At 61.6% G+C, this 16980-nt stretch carries 19 protein-coding genes; 13 read left to right on the top strand and 6 right to left on the bottom strand.

Annotated features, from left to right (window positions below):
* Positions 1-139 precede the first annotated feature (139 nt).
* Positions 140-577, top strand: coding sequence for a MarR family winged helix-turn-helix transcriptional regulator (locus ACZ9HU_RS12315; protein ID WP_476105314.1), 438 nt, complete (start codon positions 140-142; stop codon positions 575-577).
* A gap of 17 nt (positions 578-594) precedes the next feature.
* On the opposite strand, the gene ACZ9HU_RS12310 is transcribed toward ACZ9HU_RS12315, so the two are convergent.
* Genes ACZ9HU_RS12310 through ACZ9HU_RS12300 form a run of 3 tightly spaced genes read right to left on the bottom strand, consistent with a single transcriptional unit; the run spans position 595 to position 3022 of the window.
* Positions 595-1731: a M14 family metallopeptidase gene (locus ACZ9HU_RS12310; RefSeq protein ID WP_476105312.1), complete on the bottom strand. Its 1137-nt coding sequence runs from the start codon at positions 1729-1731 to the stop codon at positions 595-597.
* 10 nt (positions 1732-1741) lie between these two features.
* Positions 1742-2344, bottom strand: a complete 603-nt coding sequence (locus ACZ9HU_RS12305) for a DUF4136 domain-containing protein (protein ID WP_476105310.1) — start codon at positions 2342-2344, stop codon at positions 1742-1744.
* A gap of 45 nt (positions 2345-2389) precedes the next feature.
* On the bottom strand, positions 2390-3022 hold the full coding sequence (locus ACZ9HU_RS12300; protein ID WP_476105309.1) for a DUF4136 domain-containing protein: 633 nt from the start codon (positions 3020-3022) through the stop codon (positions 2390-2392).
* A gap of 277 nt (positions 3023-3299) precedes the next feature.
* On the opposite strand from ACZ9HU_RS12300, the gene galE reads away from it, so the two are divergent.
* From galE to ACZ9HU_RS12280, 4 genes are all read left to right on the top strand, one after another.
* Positions 3300-4319, top strand: a complete 1020-nt coding sequence (gene galE, locus ACZ9HU_RS12295) for a UDP-glucose 4-epimerase GalE (protein WP_476105307.1) — start codon at positions 3300-3302, stop codon at positions 4317-4319.
* A 71-nt stretch (positions 4320-4390) separates the two neighbouring features.
* Positions 4391-4516: a type B 50S ribosomal protein L36 gene (gene ykgO, locus ACZ9HU_RS12290; protein WP_054122357.1), complete on the top strand. Its 126-nt coding sequence runs from the start codon at positions 4391-4393 to the stop codon at positions 4514-4516.
* A gap of 148 nt (positions 4517-4664) precedes the next feature.
* The gene (locus ACZ9HU_RS12285) at positions 4665-5282 is read left to right on the top strand and encodes an HAD family hydrolase (protein ID WP_476105306.1); all 618 of its coding nucleotides are present in this window, start codon (positions 4665-4667) and stop codon (positions 5280-5282) included.
* Between the two features lie 250 nt (positions 5283-5532).
* Positions 5533-6210, top strand: coding sequence for a peptidylprolyl isomerase (locus tag ACZ9HU_RS12280; RefSeq protein WP_476105304.1), 678 nt, complete (start codon positions 5533-5535; stop codon positions 6208-6210).
* A 336-nt stretch (positions 6211-6546) separates the two neighbouring features.
* Here the strand turns inward: ACZ9HU_RS12280 and ACZ9HU_RS12275 are convergent, their stop codons facing one another.
* Complete coding sequence (locus tag ACZ9HU_RS12275) at positions 6547-8055, bottom strand: YifB family Mg chelatase-like AAA ATPase (protein ID WP_476105437.1); 1509 nt, start codon at positions 8053-8055, stop codon at positions 6547-6549.
* A gap of 228 nt (positions 8056-8283) precedes the next feature.
* Here ACZ9HU_RS12275 and rpmH point away from each other — a divergent pair, with 228 nt between their 5' ends.
* The 6 genes from rpmH to ACZ9HU_RS12245 all read left to right on the top strand — a co-directional run bounded on the left by rpmH (position 8284) and on the right by ACZ9HU_RS12245 (position 12653).
* The gene (gene rpmH / locus ACZ9HU_RS12270; RefSeq protein ID WP_018075531.1) at positions 8284-8418 is read left to right on the top strand and encodes a 50S ribosomal protein L34; all 135 of its coding nucleotides are present in this window, start codon (positions 8284-8286) and stop codon (positions 8416-8418) included.
* 189 nt (positions 8419-8607) lie between these two features.
* A complete protein-coding gene (rnpA, locus tag ACZ9HU_RS12265; protein ID WP_476105302.1) occupies positions 8608-9018 on the top strand; it encodes a ribonuclease P protein component in 411 nt (136 codons plus the stop codon).
* Positions 9015-9224, top strand: coding sequence for a membrane protein insertion efficiency factor YidD (yidD, locus tag ACZ9HU_RS12260; RefSeq protein WP_168605015.1), 210 nt, complete (start codon positions 9015-9017; stop codon positions 9222-9224). Before rnpA ends, yidD begins: the two co-directional genes overlap by 4 nt.
* A 36-nt stretch (positions 9225-9260) precedes the next feature.
* Entirely contained in the window at positions 9261-11015 is a 1755-nt protein-coding gene (gene yidC, locus ACZ9HU_RS12255) for a membrane protein insertase YidC (RefSeq protein ID WP_476105300.1), read from the top strand.
* Positions 11012-11668: a ribosome biogenesis GTP-binding protein YihA/YsxC gene (yihA, locus tag ACZ9HU_RS12250; RefSeq protein ID WP_476105298.1), complete on the top strand. Its 657-nt coding sequence runs from the start codon at positions 11012-11014 to the stop codon at positions 11666-11668. Before yidC ends, yihA begins: the two co-directional genes overlap by 4 nt.
* A 67-nt stretch (positions 11669-11735) precedes the next feature.
* Entirely contained in the window at positions 11736-12653 is a 918-nt protein-coding gene (locus ACZ9HU_RS12245; protein ID WP_476105296.1) for a S1/P1 nuclease, read from the top strand.
* On the opposite strand, the gene ACZ9HU_RS12240 is transcribed toward ACZ9HU_RS12245, so the two are convergent.
* Positions 12645-13256 carry a LysE family translocator gene (locus tag ACZ9HU_RS12240; protein ID WP_476105295.1) on the bottom strand — a complete coding sequence of 204 codons (612 nt, stop codon included), beginning with the start codon at positions 13254-13256 and terminating at the stop codon, positions 12645-12647. The two genes, ACZ9HU_RS12245 and ACZ9HU_RS12240, sit on opposite strands and share 9 nt — an antisense overlap.
* 129 nt (positions 13257-13385) lie before the next feature.
* On the opposite strand from ACZ9HU_RS12240, the gene dapE reads away from it, so the two are divergent.
* Both dapE and ACZ9HU_RS12230 read left to right on the top strand, forming a co-directional pair.
* Positions 13386-14549, top strand: coding sequence for a succinyl-diaminopimelate desuccinylase (gene dapE / locus ACZ9HU_RS12235; RefSeq protein WP_476105293.1), 1164 nt, complete (start codon positions 13386-13388; stop codon positions 14547-14549).
* 74 nt (positions 14550-14623) lie between these two features.
* The gene (locus tag ACZ9HU_RS12230; RefSeq protein WP_476105291.1) at positions 14624-15931 is read left to right on the top strand and encodes a dicarboxylate/amino acid:cation symporter; all 1308 of its coding nucleotides are present in this window, start codon (positions 14624-14626) and stop codon (positions 15929-15931) included.
* A 231-nt stretch (positions 15932-16162) separates the two neighbouring features.
* On the opposite strand, the gene nth is transcribed toward ACZ9HU_RS12230, so the two are convergent.
* Complete coding sequence (gene nth / locus ACZ9HU_RS12225; protein ID WP_476105289.1) at positions 16163-16813, bottom strand: endonuclease III; 651 nt, start codon at positions 16811-16813, stop codon at positions 16163-16165.
* Positions 16814-16980 lie beyond the last annotated feature (167 nt).

Genomic DNA, 16980 nt, shown 5'->3' with positions numbered 1-16980 from the left:
CTCGTTTATTTCTGTTATTGTTTATAGCATTATTTACGGACTTTGCAATCGCCACCAAGGTCGCATTTCAAACATCAAACCGATTATTGTTCATTGCCCCCCTTGCCATATGGGCGCGCGCGCTTCACCATTTGGGGTTATGAATGATCCTTTGGCAAATCTTCCCGGCTATGTGTTGCGCCGGGCTTCCTCTGCGGCGCTGGCCGGGCTTAACCGGCGGCTTTCGACCCTGTCGCTGCGCCATGTCGATGCCAGCCTGCTGATGCTGCTGGCCGGGCAACCGGGCATAACGCAGAGCGAGGCGGGGCGGATGCTGGATATCCAGCGTGCCAATATGGTGCCCATCGTCTCGCGGCTCGAAGGGCGCGGTCTGATCGACCGTCAGCGCGTCGATGGCCGGTCACAGGGGCTTTACCTCAGCGCCGAGGGTGAGGCGCTGCATACGCAGGTTCTGTCCGTGATCGACGGCTATGAAACCGCGCTGATGGAGGGCCTGCCCGCGCCATTGCGCAAACAGGCGATGGCGGTTCTGCATGCCTTCTGGCAATCGGCAGAAGCCGCCATCGAGGCCGAATAAAAGCGCGGCTGAATAGATCAGCCCATAACCCATTGCGCCAGCGCGGCGATGCAATCGCGGCCAAGCTGGGCGCTGCGTTCCGCGCTCCACCCCTGATCGGGGCAGGGCAGGTCATTGTGGTCCTTGAACGGCATTTCCAGCGTCATGGCCACCGCGCCGTAACGCTCGGCAATCTGGTTGGTAGCCATGGTCAGATTGGCCCGCCCCGCAGGCGCAATGGGATAGCCCACGCGGGTCTGAAAATCGGGCGTCTGCTTGTCCAGAATGGCCAGATAGCGGTGATAGGAGGCAAGCTGCGCCCCGGTGATCGAGGGGATGCCTTCAAAGCCGGCGATAAAGACATGCGGGATCGCCTCATCCCCATGCACGTCAAGGCACAGCGCCACACCGGTTTCATCCATCGCGTTGCGGATGGCCAGAACCTCCGGGCTGCGTTCCGGGGTGGGTTCGTGCCATTCACGGTTGAGGTTCACCCCCGCCGCATTGGTGCGCAAATGGCCACGGCGCGAACCATCGGGATTGGCGTTGGGCACGACATGCACGGTCGCCTTTTGGCGCAGCAAACGCCCATGCGGATTGGCCGGATCGGTCAGCGCGACAAGCGCCCCTTCCATCCACCATTCCGCCATGGTTTCGCCCGGATGCTGGCGCGCCTGAAGCCAGATCTGCACCGGCCCTTCGCCCATGGTCAGGCAATCGATGGGCTGTCCATCAAGGCTGGTGCCAAGGCGGCGATAGATGACCCCCGGTTCGCCCGCCACTTGCGCGATCAGGTCGTGGTGCCGCTCCATCGAATAGGGCGCGAAATAGGCGAACCAGCAGATTTCGCCATCGGGCGTATGGGTGATGGTCAGCGTTCCATTGTCGGCTTTGGCGTCCCACGAGGTCTGGGCAAGGCCCCAGTAATCGCGGTCCTCGGAAAAGCGCGCCTGATAGTCGGCCCAGCCGCCGGGATAGGCCGCTGCGTTCAATCCGGTGATGCGCAGCACCAATTCGCGCCCCGCCACGCCCGACACTCGAAAGTGGAACCATTGGAAAAAGTCGCTGTGCGCATCGCGGTGGATGGCCAACTTGGCCTCTGCGCCGTCGATGGACAGCACGTTGATGTTGCCCGAATCAAAGGCGGTGTCGATGTGGATGGGAAATTGGCTCATGGTCTATACTCTAGGGAACGCGGACGGTTTCGCCCGATTGGCCGGGAAATCCGGAAAACAGCGCCTGCGCCAGTTTGGGCGCGGCCAGTTGGGTCTGGGCCAGAGGCGATGTGCTGGAAACGGTAAAGCTGGCGCGGCCTTCCCACAGGGCCTTGTCCGTGGCGCGGTCGCGGATCACGGCGATCAAATCGGTGGCGGTGCGCTGGCTTGATCCGGTGCGGATGGGGATGGTGATGCCAATGCCGCCTGCGGTGCCGTAATTGCTGCCAGCAGCACCCACACTGACGCCCACAGGGCTGCGTCCGGCGGACGGGTCAAACGTGCTGCGTACCAACCGGATCGCGGCGATCTGGCCCGCGCTGTCGGCGGGGACAATCGTATAGCCAAGCCCGGTCAACTGACTTTCGACGGCGGTTTGATAGGATTGCCATTCCAGGCTGGCGCCATCGGCGCCGGCGCCCGGAACAACCGCAATTGTGCCGCGCCCAAGGGGCGAAACATCGGCGACGTGAAAGCGTGAAACCTCCACCGGGCCGACCGGAACCGCGCATCCCGAAAGCAGTCCGGTCGATACCAGCATCAGGGGGCCAAGAGTCTTGAAAAGGCGCATCATGAGGCCGGTGGTGGCCCCATGTGTGGCCCGATGCAAGTACCTATATCAGCGCGCCGCGATTGATGACGAGGGGAAGCGTTCAAACAGCGCCCCGGCGAGGCGGACCGAAACGGCATCATCGCTGGCCGCCTTGGTGCCTTCACGCGTGGCGATGCGGGCGCGGGCTTCATAAAGCGCCTTGCCCGAGGCGCGGTCGCGGATGCGGATTTCCATATTGGTCATGATCAGCGCGCCGCGCGGCTTTGTCCCGTCATAGGCAAGGGCAAGGCCCATCATCGATCCGCGATTGGACACGCCCATGGTCGCGCTGCCCGAAATGGGGCTGCGTTTTTCCTCGGCGGCTTCAAGCTGGTCGCGGATCACGGTGATTTCCACGATCTGTCCGCCGTCACCATCGGGGCCGGTCGTGTCATAACCGGCCTTGGCCAGTTGATCGACGACGGCGGCCTCGAATGTCGCCTGTTCGCGGTCGGACGCGGTGGTGCCGGGCATCGTGCGCAAGGTGATTCGCCCGTGGCCCAGTTGCGGGATTGCGCCATCGGCCAGAAACCGTTCCGAATCGATCCGGCCTTCGCGATCATCGCGCGGGGTTTGCAATCGCGATGCGCCGCCAAACCCGCCACCGTAACCGCCCCAGCCGCCATATCCGCCCATGCCGCCCCAACCGGGTTGGGCCATGGCGGGGTTGGCCGCACAGACAAGAGCTGTGACAGCAAGCAGGACAGCAGGAAATTTTCCGGAATGGATCGGCTTCATGGATGGTGCGACCTTTGTAGCAATTCGGCGTGCAGCAATTGCGATTGAACCTGTGCCCCTTGGGCCAGAGGCTAGGCTATCGCAGATTGCGCGTTGATGAACCCCGACGCGACCCATGTCCATTTTTGCCAGAGATTTCCGATGAAAATGGCGTAGAATTTCATCTACTCTCCATATGATCGTGCTAGAGACATCATTCATGACAGACGCAAAGATCAGCAAACTTCCCGTTCTTGTCACTGGCGGGGCGGGTTATATTGGCAGCCATGCGGTACTCGCGCTGAAAGATGCGGGGTGGGATGTCGTTGTTATCGACAATCTGGTCACCGGTTTTCGTTTCGCGGTGCCCGATGGCGTTCCCTTTTATCAGGGCGATATTGAGGATGCGGGTTTGATGGCCCGCATTATTGATGAGCAGAAAATTGGCGCGATCATGCATTTTGCCGGTTCGGTCGTTGTGCCCGAATCGGTGGAAAACCCTCTGAAATATTATCACAATAACACTGCCAAAAGCCGCGCCCTGATCGAGGCGGCGGTTAAGGGTGGGGTCAAACATTTCATCTTCAGCTCGACCGCGGCCACCTATGGCATTCCCGACGTGGCGGCGGTGAATGAGGATACGCCGAAAAATCCGATCAATCCCTATGGCATGTCCAAGCTGATGACCGAAATCATGCTCAAGGACGTGGCGGCGGCCCATCCGATCAACTATTGCGCGCTGCGTTATTTCAATGTGGCGGGGGCGGACCCCAAGGGGCGCACCGGGCAAAGCACGGCGGGCGCGACCCATCTGATCAAGGTGGCGGTCGAGGCGGCGCTGGGCAAGAGGGAGAGCGTGGGCGTGTTCGGCACCGATTTTGACACGCCTGACGGTACGGGCGTACGCGACTATATCCATGTCTCGGATCTGGCCAATGCGCATGTTCTGGCGCTGGAGGCGTTGATAGAGCAGCCGGAGCGCTCGTTGACCATGAATGCGGGCTATGGGCGCGGGTTTTCGGTGCTGGATGTTCTGGATGCGGTCGACCGGGTGACCAATATGAAGATCAACCGGGTGTTGGGTTCGCGCCGTGCGGGCGACCCCGATTCGCTGATTTCGGACAATGCGCGTATCAAGGCCACCGTGCCATGGGTGCCGCAATATGCTGATCTTGACCTTATTGTCGGTCATGCCGTCGCCTGGGAGCGTAAGCTGACGGAAATTCGCGGCGAAGGTTGACTTTGCCACAAGCGCAGCCTATCGGCGCGGTTCAATTTTCGGCCCGGTCGGTTCGGGCAAAGGGATTTGTCATGAAGATTCGTAACAGCCTCAAGTCGCTGAAGGACCGTCACCGGGATAACCGCGTGATCCGTCGTCGCGGCCGCACCTATGTCATCAACAAGACCCAAAAGCGTTTCAAGGCTCGTCAGGGCTAATTGATGCGCGGTTGGCTGGGGTTTTGCCCCGCCTTCCACGGGTAAGCTTGCAAGCCCGCCACCGCCCAGCGCGATGGCGGGCTTGCTGCGTCTGGACGCCCGGATGGTTGCAGCAATGCGAATCGGGCACGCGAATCGGAGGAATGGAATGAGCGACAAGCAGCCCCATGTGGTGGTGTTCGATATCGGCCGCGTTCTGGTGAAATGGCGAATCGCGGGGCTTTATGAAAAGCTGATCGAGGATGCCGATCGCCTCGAATGGTTCCTGCGCGAGGTGGTGAGCGAGGAATGGCATGCCCAGCATGACGCGGGCGTACCCTTTGCCCAGATGATTGCCGAACTGTCGGCGCAATATCCCCAAGAGCGTGAGCTGATCGAACTTTATGCGCCGCGCTGGCTGGAATGCGTGCCGGGGCCGATTGATGGTACGCATGATATTGTGAGGGCGCTGGATGCGCGGGGGGTGCCGCTCTATTCGATTACCAATTTCGGCGTGGATGCATGGACGATGTTCCGGCCGACGTTCCCGGTGCTTGACCATTTCCGCGATATCGTGGTGTCGGGGCACGAACGCATGATCAAGCCCGATGCGGCGATCTTTGAACTGGCCGCGCGGCGTTTTGGCCATGCGCCCGAAGAGATGTTCTTCATCGACGACAATGCCGACAATATTGCCGCCGCCCGCGCGCTGGGTTGGCATGTGCATCATTTCGTTGATGGCGCAGAGGCGTTGGAGGCGGATTTGAAGGCGCGGGGGTTGTTGTAAGGTTTTGCCGCCGGCGGGCAAAGGGCGGGGGCCCTTTGCAATCCCTTTATGGGGGGCGGGCTATGAGCTTGGTGCCATGCCCATTGGATTGATAGCCTGGGGCGCGGATGGGGCGCTTGGATGGGCGCCGTAGGCTTTAAAATTCGAACGTTGGGTCGGGCATAAAACGCTGAACTTCATGCGCAACAAAGACAGTAAAGGGAGCGCGAGGGTCTAGACCCTCGCATCTATCCCCCTTTAACCTGCGCCCATGCTGTTCCGATTCGCCCTTGCCGCCGCCCTGATCGCCACGCCAGCCTATGCCGCCCCCGTGCGCAAGGCCCCGCCAAAGCCCGCGGTGGTCAAGGAAGTGCCGCCCCAGCCTTTGCATGACACTGAAACTGTGGCGATGGTCACGGAACTTGGCACGATCACGCTGGAACTGGATGGCAAACACGCGCCGATCAGCACGGCCAATTTCATGCGCTATGTCGATAATAAGCGCTTTGACGGGATCGTGTTTTACCGGGCGATGCATCTCAAATGGGGTGAACAGCCCAATGGCCTGATTCAGGCGGGCGTGCGGGGTGATCCGCGCAAGACTTTCCCGCCCATCGCCCATGAGCCGACCAGCCAGACCGGCGTGCTGCACAAGGCGGGTGCGATTTCGCTGGCGCGTCTGGCGCCGGGCACGGCAACCGGGGACTTTTCGATCCTGTTGTCCGATATCGAAGGGCTGGACGCCAACCCGCAATCCACCGATCCAGAGGGGCAGGCGGGCTATGCCGCCTTTGGCCATGTGGTGTCGGGCATGGATGTCGTGCGCCAGATCTGGGATCAACCCATCGATCCGGATGCGGGCGAAGGCTTTATGAAAGGTCAGATGCTGGCCCAACCGGTCAAGGTCATCAGCGTGCGCCGAGTAGCCCCGGCGCCAGCCGCGCCTTGATCAAATCTCATCGTCCAGCGGTGTGTCCGGCGCATGGCTTTTGCCGCCAAGTCCGAATGTACGCGCCCAATCGCGTCCCCACTTGTCACGTTTGATCCGTTTGATAGGCGCGCCGCAATGCACGCAATTACCAATATATTGGTGACTGTCGGTCCGCCGCACTTTGCGACGATTCGGGGCATGTGGCAACATGAGGCAGCGAATTAAACCAAATGGTTTCATATGTTTGCTGACTTTCCCCAATTTGGCGACGTTAATCCGCTATTAATCTGGGATATCTGGCGTTGCAACCGCTTCCAATAGTGAAATCACATATAACCAAGCTTTAATCCCGACCTAAGCCCGTGGCGGTTGGCGGCGATAGGAAAGCGCCTCGGCGACATGGGCGCGCGACACGGTTTCCGCCCCCGCCAGATCGGCAATGGTGCGCGCAACACGACGAATGCGTGTGTATCCGCGCGCCGTCAGGTTCATCGCTTCGGCGGCGCGGATCAGCAATTTCATGCCATCGCTGTCGGGCGTGGCAAAGCGGTCCAGCGTTTCGCCGTCCAGATCGGCATTGCTGCGCATCATGGTTCCTTTCAGGCGCGCGGTTTGCCGCTGGCGCGCCGAATGGACCCGCGCGGCGACCTGCGCGCTGCTCTCGGCCACGGATGCCTGCGCCAGATCGATGGCACGCACCGCCTCCACCTCGACATGCAGGTCTATGCGGTCCAGCAGCGGCCCGGAAACCTTGCTTTGATAATCCCCCGCACATCGCGGCGCGCGTGAACAGGCCAGCCCCGGATCGCCCAGATGGCCGCAACGGCATGGGTTCATCGCCGCTATCAATTGCACCCGCGCGGGAAAGGTTACATGCGCATTGGCGCGGGCCACGGTCACCTCGCCGCTTTCCAGCGGTTGACGCAGCGAATCGAGGACGGCGCGTTGAAATTCGGGCAGTTCGTCAAGAAAGAGGACGCCCAGATGCGCCATCGAAACCTCGCCCGGACGGACGCGCAATCCGCCGCCGGTCATGGCGGCCATGCTGGCGGAATGGTGCGGGCTGCGGAAGGGGCGGGCGCGGCTGATGCGCCCTCCTTCCAACGTTCCGGCGACCGAGGCGATCATCGAAACCTCCAGCGCCTCGGCCGGGGTCAGGTCGGGCAGGATGCCGGGCAAACAGGCCGCCATCAGCGATTTGCCCGCTCCCGGTGGTCCGACCATCAGCAGATTGTGTCCACCCGCGGCTGCGATTTCCAGCGCTCGGCGTGCGGTCTCCTGCCCTTTGACCTGTCGCAGATCGGGGCCCGGCACGCTTGGCGTGCTTTGGCCGGGGGCGGGGGGCGAAAGGGCCTGCGTGCCTTTAAGGTGGGCCAGAAGGCTGGCCAGATCGGGCGGGGCGATGACGGGGACACCGGCGGCCCAACTGGCTTCGGCACCTTGCGCTGCCGGACAGATCAGTCCCAATTCCCGCTCGCTGGCGTGGAGCGCGGCCAGCAGCACGCCGGGCGAGGCGGCGATCCGCCCATCCAGCGACAATTCCCCAACGGCGAGGAAATCGCCCAATTGCTCGCCATCCGTCACCCCCATCGCGGCCAGCAGCGCCAAGGCAATGGGCAGGTCGTAATGCGACCCTTCCTTGGGCAGGTCGGCGGGCGACATATTGATCGTGATCCGCTTGGGCGGCAGCGCCAGGCCCATCGCGGTCAGCGCGGCCTGAACCCGCTGACGGCTTTCATTGACCGCCTTGTCAGGCAGGCCGACGACCGTAAAGCCGGGCAGACCGGGGGCCAATTGGCACTGCACCTCGACCGCGCGCGCTTCAAGCCCCAGATAGGCGACTGTCTGGACCAGCGCGACCATGCTATGAACCCCCATGTGACTTTCCCTGATCAAGTATTTGTGCGTAAAGACAGGCTTGTCGAGGGGAAAAGCGCCGGGGCGGAAATGTCATGATGGGACACAACGCGAATCCCTTGACTCAGGGGCGCACTTCCCATACTGGCGCCGCTTCACGCCTCATCGGGATCGGTGGGGTGGACCGTTTTATCCGCGCTGCACAGCGCCGAGCATATTTTGAGGGTTTAGACCATGAAGCGCACTTTCCAGCCCAGCCGGCTTGTCCGCGCCCGTCGTCACGGCTTCCGCGCCCGCACCGCCACGGTTGGTGGCCGCAAGGTGCTGCGTGCCCGCCGTGCGCGCGGTCGCAAGAATCTGTCGGCCTGATGATCTGGCCCGGTGGGGAGCAATCCCCGCGCCGGGCCGGTTCGCTTGATTGCCGGGGCTGATTCGGTGGCAGGCGAAAACATCGTGACAGATAGTGCAAAGGGGTCGGAGGCCTTGCCTTCGGCCCCTTGTGCGTTGCCTGAAGGAATCGCGTTGCCTGAAGGCATCGCGTTGCCTGAGATAGGCGCCGTGCTTGCCAAGCTGCGCGTTCTGACCAAACGTTCCGATTTTCTGGCGGCGAATAAGGGTTTGCGCGTGGCGCGGCCCGGCTTTGTCCTGCTGGCCCGGCCCAATGATGGCGCGGGTTTGCGCTTTGGCATCACGGTCACGAAAAAGATCGGCAATGCCGTCGTCCGCAACCGGATGAAGCGCCGCTTTCGTGCCTTGGTGCGCGAACTTCTGCCTGAACATGGATTGGCGGGGCATGACCATGTTCTGATCGGTCGCGAGGGCGGAGTGGAGCGCGATTTTGCCTTGTTGCGCAAGGAATTGCTGGTCGCGCTGGATCGCGCCAGATCGGGCAAGGGCGATGCACCCCGCGGTCCCAAGGGCGGAAAACCCTTTGGCCGCGGCAAAGGCCCCCGGAAGCCTGCCGCGTGAAATATGTGCTGATCTTCATAGCCCGCCTGTGGCAATGGGGACCATCCGCGATGATGCCGCCCACCTGCCGCTATTCGCCATCCTGCTCGGCCTATGCGATCGAAGCCTTGCAAAAACATGGCGCGATTAAGGGTGGATGGTTGACGGTGAAGCGTCTATTGCGCTGCCATCCTTGGGGCGGGCACGGCTATGATCCGGTGCCCTGAACCAGTAATTTTGACATATCCATTGGGGAAACACGCGTGAGTAACCAGCGCAATCTGATTATTGCCATGCTTCTGACCGGGCTGTTGTTGTTCGGCTGGGATGCGGGCCTGCGCTATTTTTACCCTGATATGGGCAAGAAGCCGGTCGCCGCCAGCGCGTCGCCCACGCCTGCGGCCAGCGCGAAGCCGACCCGCGAAGGCGGTCTGGGCAGCGTTGTGGATCAGGCGATTGAGGCCAAGGCGCTCAATGCCGATCTGAATGCCGGTGGCCGCGTAAAGGTCGAAGCGCCGGGCTTGTCGGGCTCGATCAATCTGGTCGGCGCGGTGGTCGATGACCTTTCGCTCAACCGTCACAAGCAGACCGTGGACAAGGACAGCGCCCCGGTGCGCCTGTTCAGCCCCGCCGGTACGCCTGCTGAACACTTTGCTCAATTGGGCTGGGTGGGTCAGGGCGTGGCGACGCCCAATGGCAGCACCGTGTGGACCGCGCCTGCTGGCGCCAAGCTGACGCCGCAGACGCCTGTGACCTTGAGCTGGGCCAACACCACGGGCCAGACCTTTACCATCACCTTTGCCATTGACGATGATTACATGATCACCGCCAAGCAGGCCGTGCAGAACGCCGGCCCCGCGCCGGTGAGCGTGCAGCCCTTTGGCCTCATTCGCCGCACCGAAAAGACCGCCAGCGTCGATTCGTGGAACATTCATTCCGGCCCGTTCGGCGCCTATGATGAAGCGGTGAACTTTGGCGTCAATTACAAGGATGTTGCCGAAAAGGGTCAGGTCAACCCGGAAGGCAAGACCAACTGGATCGGCTTTACCGACATTTACTGGATGAGCGTGCTGGTGCCTGATGCGGCCCCTGCGACGGGCGATTATCGCAGCCTTGGCAACCAGCTTTTCCGCGCCGACCTTATCTATCAGCCGCAGGTTGTTGCGCCGGGTCAGACCGCCGGTCGCGCCACGCGTCTGTTTGCGGGCGCCAAGGAAAGCCTGCTGCTGGACAAGTATGAAGCGCAGGGCGTGACCCGTTTCAGCCTTGCCATCGACTGGGGCTGGTTCCGCTGGTTTGAAAAGCCGATCTTCTGGCTGCTGCGTTCGCTGTTCAAATTTGTGGGCAATTTTGGCGTCGCCATCATCCTGCTGACCGGCATCGTGCGCGGTATCATGTTCCCCGTCGCCCAGCGTCAGTTTGCCAGCATGGCCGCCATGAAGGCGATCCAGCCCAAGATGAAGGCGCTGCAGGAACGCTATAAGGACGACAAGGCCAAGCTGCAGGAAGAGACGCTCAAGCTCTATAAGGAAGAGGGTGTGAACCCGCTGGCGGGCTGTCTGCCGATCTTCCTTCAGATCCCGGTGTTCTTTGCGCTGTACAAGGTGCTGATGGTGTCGATCGACATGCGTCACCAGCCTTTCGCTCTTTGGATCACCGACCTTTCCGCGCCCGATCCCAAGCATATCCTCAACCTGTTCGGCCTGCTGCCGTTTGATCCGCCCAGCTTTTTGGCGATCGGCGTGCTGGCGGTCATTCTGGGCATCACCATGTGGCTTCAGTTCAAGCTGCAACCGGCCGCTCCCGATCCTGCACAGCAGCAGGTGATGGGCATCATGCCGTGGATGATGATGTTCATCATGGCACCCTTTGCTTCGGGCCTGCTGGTTTACTGGATCACCTCGAACCTTCTGACCATTGCTCAGCAGAAGTATCTGTACGCACGGCATCCTGACTTGAAGAAGAATGTCGATAAGGAGCGCGCCATCGTCGAAGCGGCGGCGCATAAGAAAAAGTGAACGAAGAAGAAAAACTGGAATTGATCGAGCGCGCCCGGAAGGTTTTTTCCGGGCGCATCGACTTTTTGCTTTCGGCCCCTGCGCTGAAATTCCTGCCCGATCCGGTGGTGCCTGAAATCGCCTTTTCGGGACGGTCGAACGTGGGCAAAAGCTCGCTGCTCAACGCCATTACGGGGCGCAAGTCTCTGGCGCGCACCTCGGTCACGCCGGGGCGCACGCAGGAGTTGAACTTTTTCGACGTGGGTGGAACGCTGGGCGAAATTCCCGATTTCCGTCTGGTCGACATGCCCGGCTATGGCTTTGCCAAGGCCCCGCCCAAGGTGGTGGAGCAGTGGAAGAAGCTGGTGCGCGATTTCCTGCGCGGGCGCGTGGTGTTGAAGCGCGCGCTGGTGCTGATCGACAGCCGGCATGGCGTGAAGCCGCCCGATCTGGAAATGATGGAAATGCTTGACGGGGCGGCGGTGGGCTATCGCCTGATCCTGACCAAGGCGGACAAGGTCAAGGCCAGCGAATTGACCGATGTCCATGCCAAGGTCATGGCCGAGGCGCGCAAACATTCGGCCGCTTTCCCCGAAGTGATGATCACCAGCAGCGAAACCGGCCTTGGCATTGCCGAGGTGCGCGCCGCTGTTCTGGCCGACGCCGAGCTTTAAGCTTTACGCCTGTCACAAACCGACGCTAACATTGGGGTAAGTTTCTCCTGAAGAGGTCGCTTACCCCATGTTTCGCAAAAGTTTGAAGCTTCTGGCCGCTGGTGTGGCCGCAATCGGTCTGGCGGCGTCTTCGCCCGCGATGGCATGGGGCGATCTGGGCCACCGCACGATCGCCAACATCGCGCTGGCCAATGTCAGCCCCAAGACCAAGGCGGCGATTGCTGCTCTGCTCAAGGCGCAGGCCGGGCTGGGCACGACGCAATGTCCGGTCCATTCACTGGGCGATGCGGCGACTTGGCCCGACTGCCTGCGCAGTGAAAGCTGGCGTTGGGGCCATACGTTCCCCTGGCACTATCATGATGGTGACATCACCGCGCCCGCTTTCGACATGAAGGCCCAGTGCAGCGGCGGCCAATGCGCCACCTATCAGATCACCCGCTTTGAACGCATTCTGGCCGATAAAAAGCTGCCCGCGGCCCAGCGCCTCGAAGCTCTGGCCTTCCTGAGCCATATCCTGGGTGACTTGCACCAACCGCTGCACGCCGCCGAACATGCCCATGATGCGGGCGGCAATGGGGTGATCGTCACCAATCTGCCCGGTGAACCCTATATCATCAACACCACGCCGCCCACGGTTGTAAACCCCAAGCCGGGTACGCTGAACCTGCATTGGATGTGGGACAATTTCCTTGTCATCCGCGCCCAGAAGGCTGGCAAACTGCCCGCGATCCGTGCCTATAGCGCGGCGGAAAAGGATCAGATCGCGACTGGCGGGATTGCCGATTGGGCGCAGGAAAGCTGGCAGATCGCGCATGACACAGTCTATCCGCAGGCCTTCGGCCATGTCGTCAATGCCGAGGAAAAGACCTCCAAGGATGTCACCATCAGCGACGAAGCCATCGCAAAAGACCTGCCCATTGTCAGCCAGCGCCTGCTTCAGGGCGGGCTGCGTCTGGCCAAGGAGCTGGACAAGGCGCTAGGTTAAAGCGCCGCTGGCGAGCCAGAGCGCCACGCCCAGCATGATCAGCGCCATCACGCGCCGGACCTTGACCATCCGTCGCGGGTTGTTGATCAGGCCATGCGCTCTGGCCCCGCCCGCAACAATGGCCAGATGGACCGCGGTGGCCAGCCCCACGCTGATCGCGGCAAAGCCCATGGCCTGGGGCAGGGTGGGCGCCCCCCCGCCCAGAAAAGGCGGCACCACCACGACAAAGAACAGCAAGGCCTTGGGGTTGAACAGATTGACCAACAGGCCAGAGGCAAAATGGCGCGCGATGCCGCCGCTTTGCACATCCGATCCGCCCATGTCCGAATCGCGCCACGCCTGTACCGCCAGATAGAGCATCAGCACCACCCCGGCCCATCGCAGCCCCGATTGCAGCCCCGGTCGTGCGCTCAGCAATTCGACCAAGCCCAGCGCGGCCAGCATCGCATTGAGCGCAAGGCCAATGCCAATGCCCGCCGTCGCCACCCATCCGGCCCGACGACCTTCGGCCAGGCTGAGCGCGGCGAGCCATGCCATATTCGGCCCCGGTGTCAGTTCGATCACCAGCACGGCAAGCGCAAATTCCAGCCAGTTGATCGTCATCGTGTCAATTGGCCCCCATCGCCATGCGCGGCAAGGGTCAAGCTTACGAGCGCAATCCCAGCACGGCAAGCAAGACGAATGGCCCAAACTCCGCTTGCCCTTGGCGGCGCATTTGCTAGGCGATTGGCTATGAATGACATGGTGAAGAGCGAGTTGGTCCGGCCCGGCGCCGGTGTGACCGAATTGGCCGAGGCGCTGATTGCCTGCCCCAGCGTGACGCCTGCGACGGGGCTGGTTTTCGACTGCCTCGAAGAAATGCTGACCCCGCTGGGCTTTGACATCTTTCGTCAGGTCGTGGGCGAGGCGCCCGACGGCCCGGTCGAAAACCTCTTTGCCCTGCGCAAGGGGCCAGAGGGCAGCCGCCATTTCGCCTATGCCGGCCATGTCGATGTCGTTCCGCCGGGTGAGGGGTGGAGCACCGCCCCCTTCGCCCCCGAACGGCGTGGGGAATTGCTCTATGGACGCGGCGCGGTGGATATGAAGGGTTCGGTGGCCGCCTTTATCGCCGCCTTGCACGATATTGCGCAGGACGAAGGCACGATCAGCCTGATCATCACCGGCGATGAAGAAGGCGCGGCGACCTATGGCACGGTGAAACTCATCGACCATATGCGCGCCCAAGGCATCAAGCCGGACCTGATCCTTGTGGGCGAACCCACCAGCGTTCACCGGCTTGGCGACATGATCAAGGTCGGCCGCCGGGGCAGCGTCAACATGTGGATCGAGGTCGAGGGTCAACAGGGCCACGTCGCCTATCCGCATCTGGCCGATAATCCGATCACGCGATTGGTGGCGATGCTTTCGGAATTGAAGGCGATCACGCTGGACAATGGCACCGACTGGTTCCAGCCCAGCAATCTGGAAGTGACGGACATCGCCTGCGGAAATCCGGCCACCAATGTGATCCCGCAAAAAGCCAGCGCGCGCATTTCCATCCGTTTCAACGATCTGCACACGGGCGAAAGCCTGTCGCAAATGGTGCGCGAGATTGGACAAAAGCATGGCGCCAGCGTTCGTCCCGTCATTTCGGGCGAGGCGTTCCTGACGCCTCCGGGTGAATTTTCGGCGATGGTGGTCGATGCGATCCGCGCTGAAACCGGCCTTGAAACCGAAATTTCGACCAGCGGCGGGACGTCGGATGCCCGCTTCCTCAAAGCTCTGGCGCCGGTCATCGAATTTGGCCTGTGCAACGCCACGATGCATAAGAAGGACGAGGCGGTCGCGATTCCCGATCTGGAAGCGCTGACCCGCATCTATGCCCGCATCACGCGGGCCGGACTGAAACGCGCCTGATACGCTATCCGGCGCAATTGCCCGCGCGCGCGGGGGTTGCTAGCCGCGAGTTTTATTTTCGGAGATTTTCCAAGATGCGCCAGCGTCTGACGCAATTCCTGATTCTGGGCCTGATTTTGGGCATAGGCTTGGGCTATGTCCTGCATTCGTCCTATGATCCGGCTGATCCTTTGCTGGCGGCATGGGCTGATTATCTCAAGCTTTTGCCCGATGTTTTCCTGCATCTGATCAAGATGATCATCGCGCCCTTGATCGCATCGACGATCATCACCGGCATTGCGGGCATGGGCGATTCCACCGCGCTGGGCCGTATCGGGGCCAAGGCGATGGCATGGTTCCTCTCGGCCAGCTTTATCTCGCTGCTGCTGGGCATGGTGCTGGTCAATTGGTGGCAACCGGGCGTGGGCGTCAATGCGGTGGCCAGTGCGGGCGTCGATCTGGCGACCAAGGAATTGACCGTCCGTCACTTCGTGCTGGAAATCTTTCCGACCAGTGCGCTGGAGGCGATGGCCACCAACAATGTGCTTCAGATCCTGCTTTTCTCGGTGTTCTGCGGCGTGGCGCTCAGCGCGATTGGTGAAAAGGGCAAAATCGTCGTCGAATTCGCCGAAGCGGTGGTGCAGATGATGCTGCAGGTCACCGGCTATGTGATGGCGGTTTCGCCCATCGCGGTGTTTGGTGCCGCCGCCTCGATCGTGGCGCAAAAGGGTCTGGGCATCATCGTCACCTATGGCGTGCTGGCGGGTGAGTTCTACGCCGGGCTTGGCATATTGTGGCTGATCCTGATTGCTGCGGGCGCGTTGTTCCTGGGCAAGAAGATTTTCCTGCTGATGCGCTATGTGCGCGAACCGGTGCTGATCACCTTCTCGACCGCGACCAGCGATGCTTCGCTGCCGCGTATGTTCGAGGCGCTGGACCGCTTTGGCGTGCCGCGCCGTGTGTCGGGTTTCGTGTTGCCGCTGGGCTATGCGTTCAACCTCGACGGGTCGATGATGTACACCAGCTTCGCCTCGCTCTTCATCGCACAGGCTTACGGCATCCATCTGAGCCTGGAACAGCAGGTTTTGATGCTCCTGACGCTGATGGTCTCGTCCAAGGGCATTGCGGGCGTGCCGCGCGCCAGCCTCGTCGTCATCGCCGCCACGCTCAACCAGTTCCATGTGCCGGTCGAAGGCGTGGCGCTCTTGCTGGGCATCGACACATTCCTCGACATGGGCCGTTCGGCGACCAGCGTGTTCGGCAATGCCGTCGCCACCGCCGTCGTATGCCGCGCCGAAGGCATGTTGCAGCCGCCGCTCGACCCTGATGCGCCCTTGGCCGAGGCGCCGCATGATACGGTTGAGCATGGGCGCAAGGGGTTGCATTTGGACCCGAACCAGTAAGGGGTTTTCGCCTTCGGCGGGCAAAGGGCGAGGGCCCTTTGCAATCCCGATAATGGGGGCCGGATAGGTTTGGATGATGATTGAAAGCCTGCGGCGCAGGCTTTATCATTTGAAGGGCGCGTCCGACACTTAACGGCGAACCCGTGGCGCAACGAAGGCAGTAACGAGAGCGCGAGGGGCCAACCGATTTGTCTCGACAAATCGGCTCACGAAAACAATCCCTCGCATCACTTACTTCTTCCCCTTCTTCTCCAAAACCTTATCCTTGAACTTGCACAGATCCTCCACCGGACAGCGCCAGCATTCCGGCCCCCGCGCCTTGCAGATATAGCGCCCGTGCAGGATCAGCCAGTGATGCGCCCCCACGCGGAACGGCTTGGGCGTTTTCTTTTCCAAGCTGCGCTCGACCGCATCCACGTTCTTGCCTTTGGCCAGGCCGGTACGGTTGCCCACGCGGAAGATATGGGTGTCGACCGCAAAGGTCTCGGCCCCAAAGGCGCAGTTGAGCACCACATTGGCCGTCTTGCGCCCCACGCCGGGCAGTTTGACCAGTTCGTCGCGGTCGGCCGGCACTTCGCCCCCATGCTCGCGCACGAGGATTTCGGCCATGGCCATCACATTCTTGGCCTTGGAGTTGAACAGGCCGATCGTCTTGATGTGATCCTTGAGGCCATCCTCGCCCAGATCGAGCATGTCCTGCGGCGTCTTGACGATTTCGAACAGCGCCCGCGTCGCCTTGTTGACGCCGACATCGGTCGCTTGCGCTGACAGCGTGACGGCGACCAGCAGTTGATACGTGTTGCCGAACTCCAGTTCCGTCTGCGGGTCCGGGTTGGCCTCGGCAAGGCGGCGGTAGAATTCGAAGATGTCGGCGGATTTCATGAGGGCGGGTATGGCTTGGATAGGGGCGGGGGGCAAGAGGTGCCTCCGGCGGGCAAAGGGCGGGGGCCCTTTGCAATCCCGTTATGGGGAGGTGGATGGTTGATGAGGTAAAGCCTGCGGCGCGGCGAACTTGGGCCAAAAGCGCCGCAGGCTTTAATATTCAAACA

The sequence above is a fragment of the Novosphingobium sp. Sphag1I genome (genome assembly GCF_056279125.1).
Note: the sequence above shows the minus strand (reverse complement) of the source record. Positions and strands in the feature narration are given on the sequence as shown.

Excerpts from the sequence above, each read along its gene's own strand:
- ACZ9HU_RS12310 (WP_476105312.1), bottom strand. The coding sequence starts at position 1,731 with ATGAGCCAATTTCCCATCCACATCGACACCGCCTTTGATTCGGGCAAC.
- ACZ9HU_RS12315 (WP_476105314.1), top strand. The coding sequence starts at position 140 with ATGAATGATCCTTTGGCAAATCTTCCCGGCTATGTGTTGCGCCGGGCT.
- rpmH (WP_018075531.1), top strand. The coding sequence starts at position 8,284 with ATGAAGCGCACTTTCCAGCCCAGCCGGCTTGTCCGCGCCCGTCGTCAC.
- ACZ9HU_RS12230 (WP_476105291.1), top strand. The coding sequence starts at position 14,624 with ATGCGCCAGCGTCTGACGCAATTCCTGATTCTGGGCCTGATTTTGGGC.
- nth (WP_476105289.1), bottom strand. The coding sequence starts at position 16,813 with ATGAAATCCGCCGACATCTTCGAATTCTACCGCCGCCTTGCCGAGGCC.
- galE (WP_476105307.1), top strand. The coding sequence starts at position 3,300 with ATGACAGACGCAAAGATCAGCAAACTTCCCGTTCTTGTCACTGGCGGG.
- ACZ9HU_RS12280 (WP_476105304.1), top strand. The coding sequence starts at position 5,533 with ATGCTGTTCCGATTCGCCCTTGCCGCCGCCCTGATCGCCACGCCAGCC.
- ACZ9HU_RS12305 (WP_476105310.1), bottom strand. The coding sequence starts at position 2,344 with ATGATGCGCCTTTTCAAGACTCTTGGCCCCCTGATGCTGGTATCGACC.
- ACZ9HU_RS12300 (WP_476105309.1), bottom strand. The coding sequence starts at position 3,022 with ATGGCCCAACCCGGTTGGGGCGGCATGGGCGGATATGGCGGCTGGGGC.
- ykgO (WP_054122357.1), top strand. The coding sequence starts at position 4,391 with ATGAAGATTCGTAACAGCCTCAAGTCGCTGAAGGACCGTCACCGGGAT.
- ACZ9HU_RS12245 (WP_476105296.1), top strand. The coding sequence starts at position 11,736 with ATGTTTCGCAAAAGTTTGAAGCTTCTGGCCGCTGGTGTGGCCGCAATC.
- ACZ9HU_RS12240 (WP_476105295.1), bottom strand. The coding sequence starts at position 13,256 with ATGACGATCAACTGGCTGGAATTTGCGCTTGCCGTGCTGGTGATCGAA.
- ACZ9HU_RS12285 (WP_476105306.1), top strand. The coding sequence starts at position 4,665 with ATGAGCGACAAGCAGCCCCATGTGGTGGTGTTCGATATCGGCCGCGTT.
- ACZ9HU_RS12275 (WP_476105437.1), bottom strand. The coding sequence starts at position 8,055 with ATGGTCGCGCTGGTCCAGACAGTCGCCTATCTGGGGCTTGAAGCGCGC.
- dapE (WP_476105293.1), top strand. The coding sequence starts at position 13,386 with ATGAATGACATGGTGAAGAGCGAGTTGGTCCGGCCCGGCGCCGGTGTG.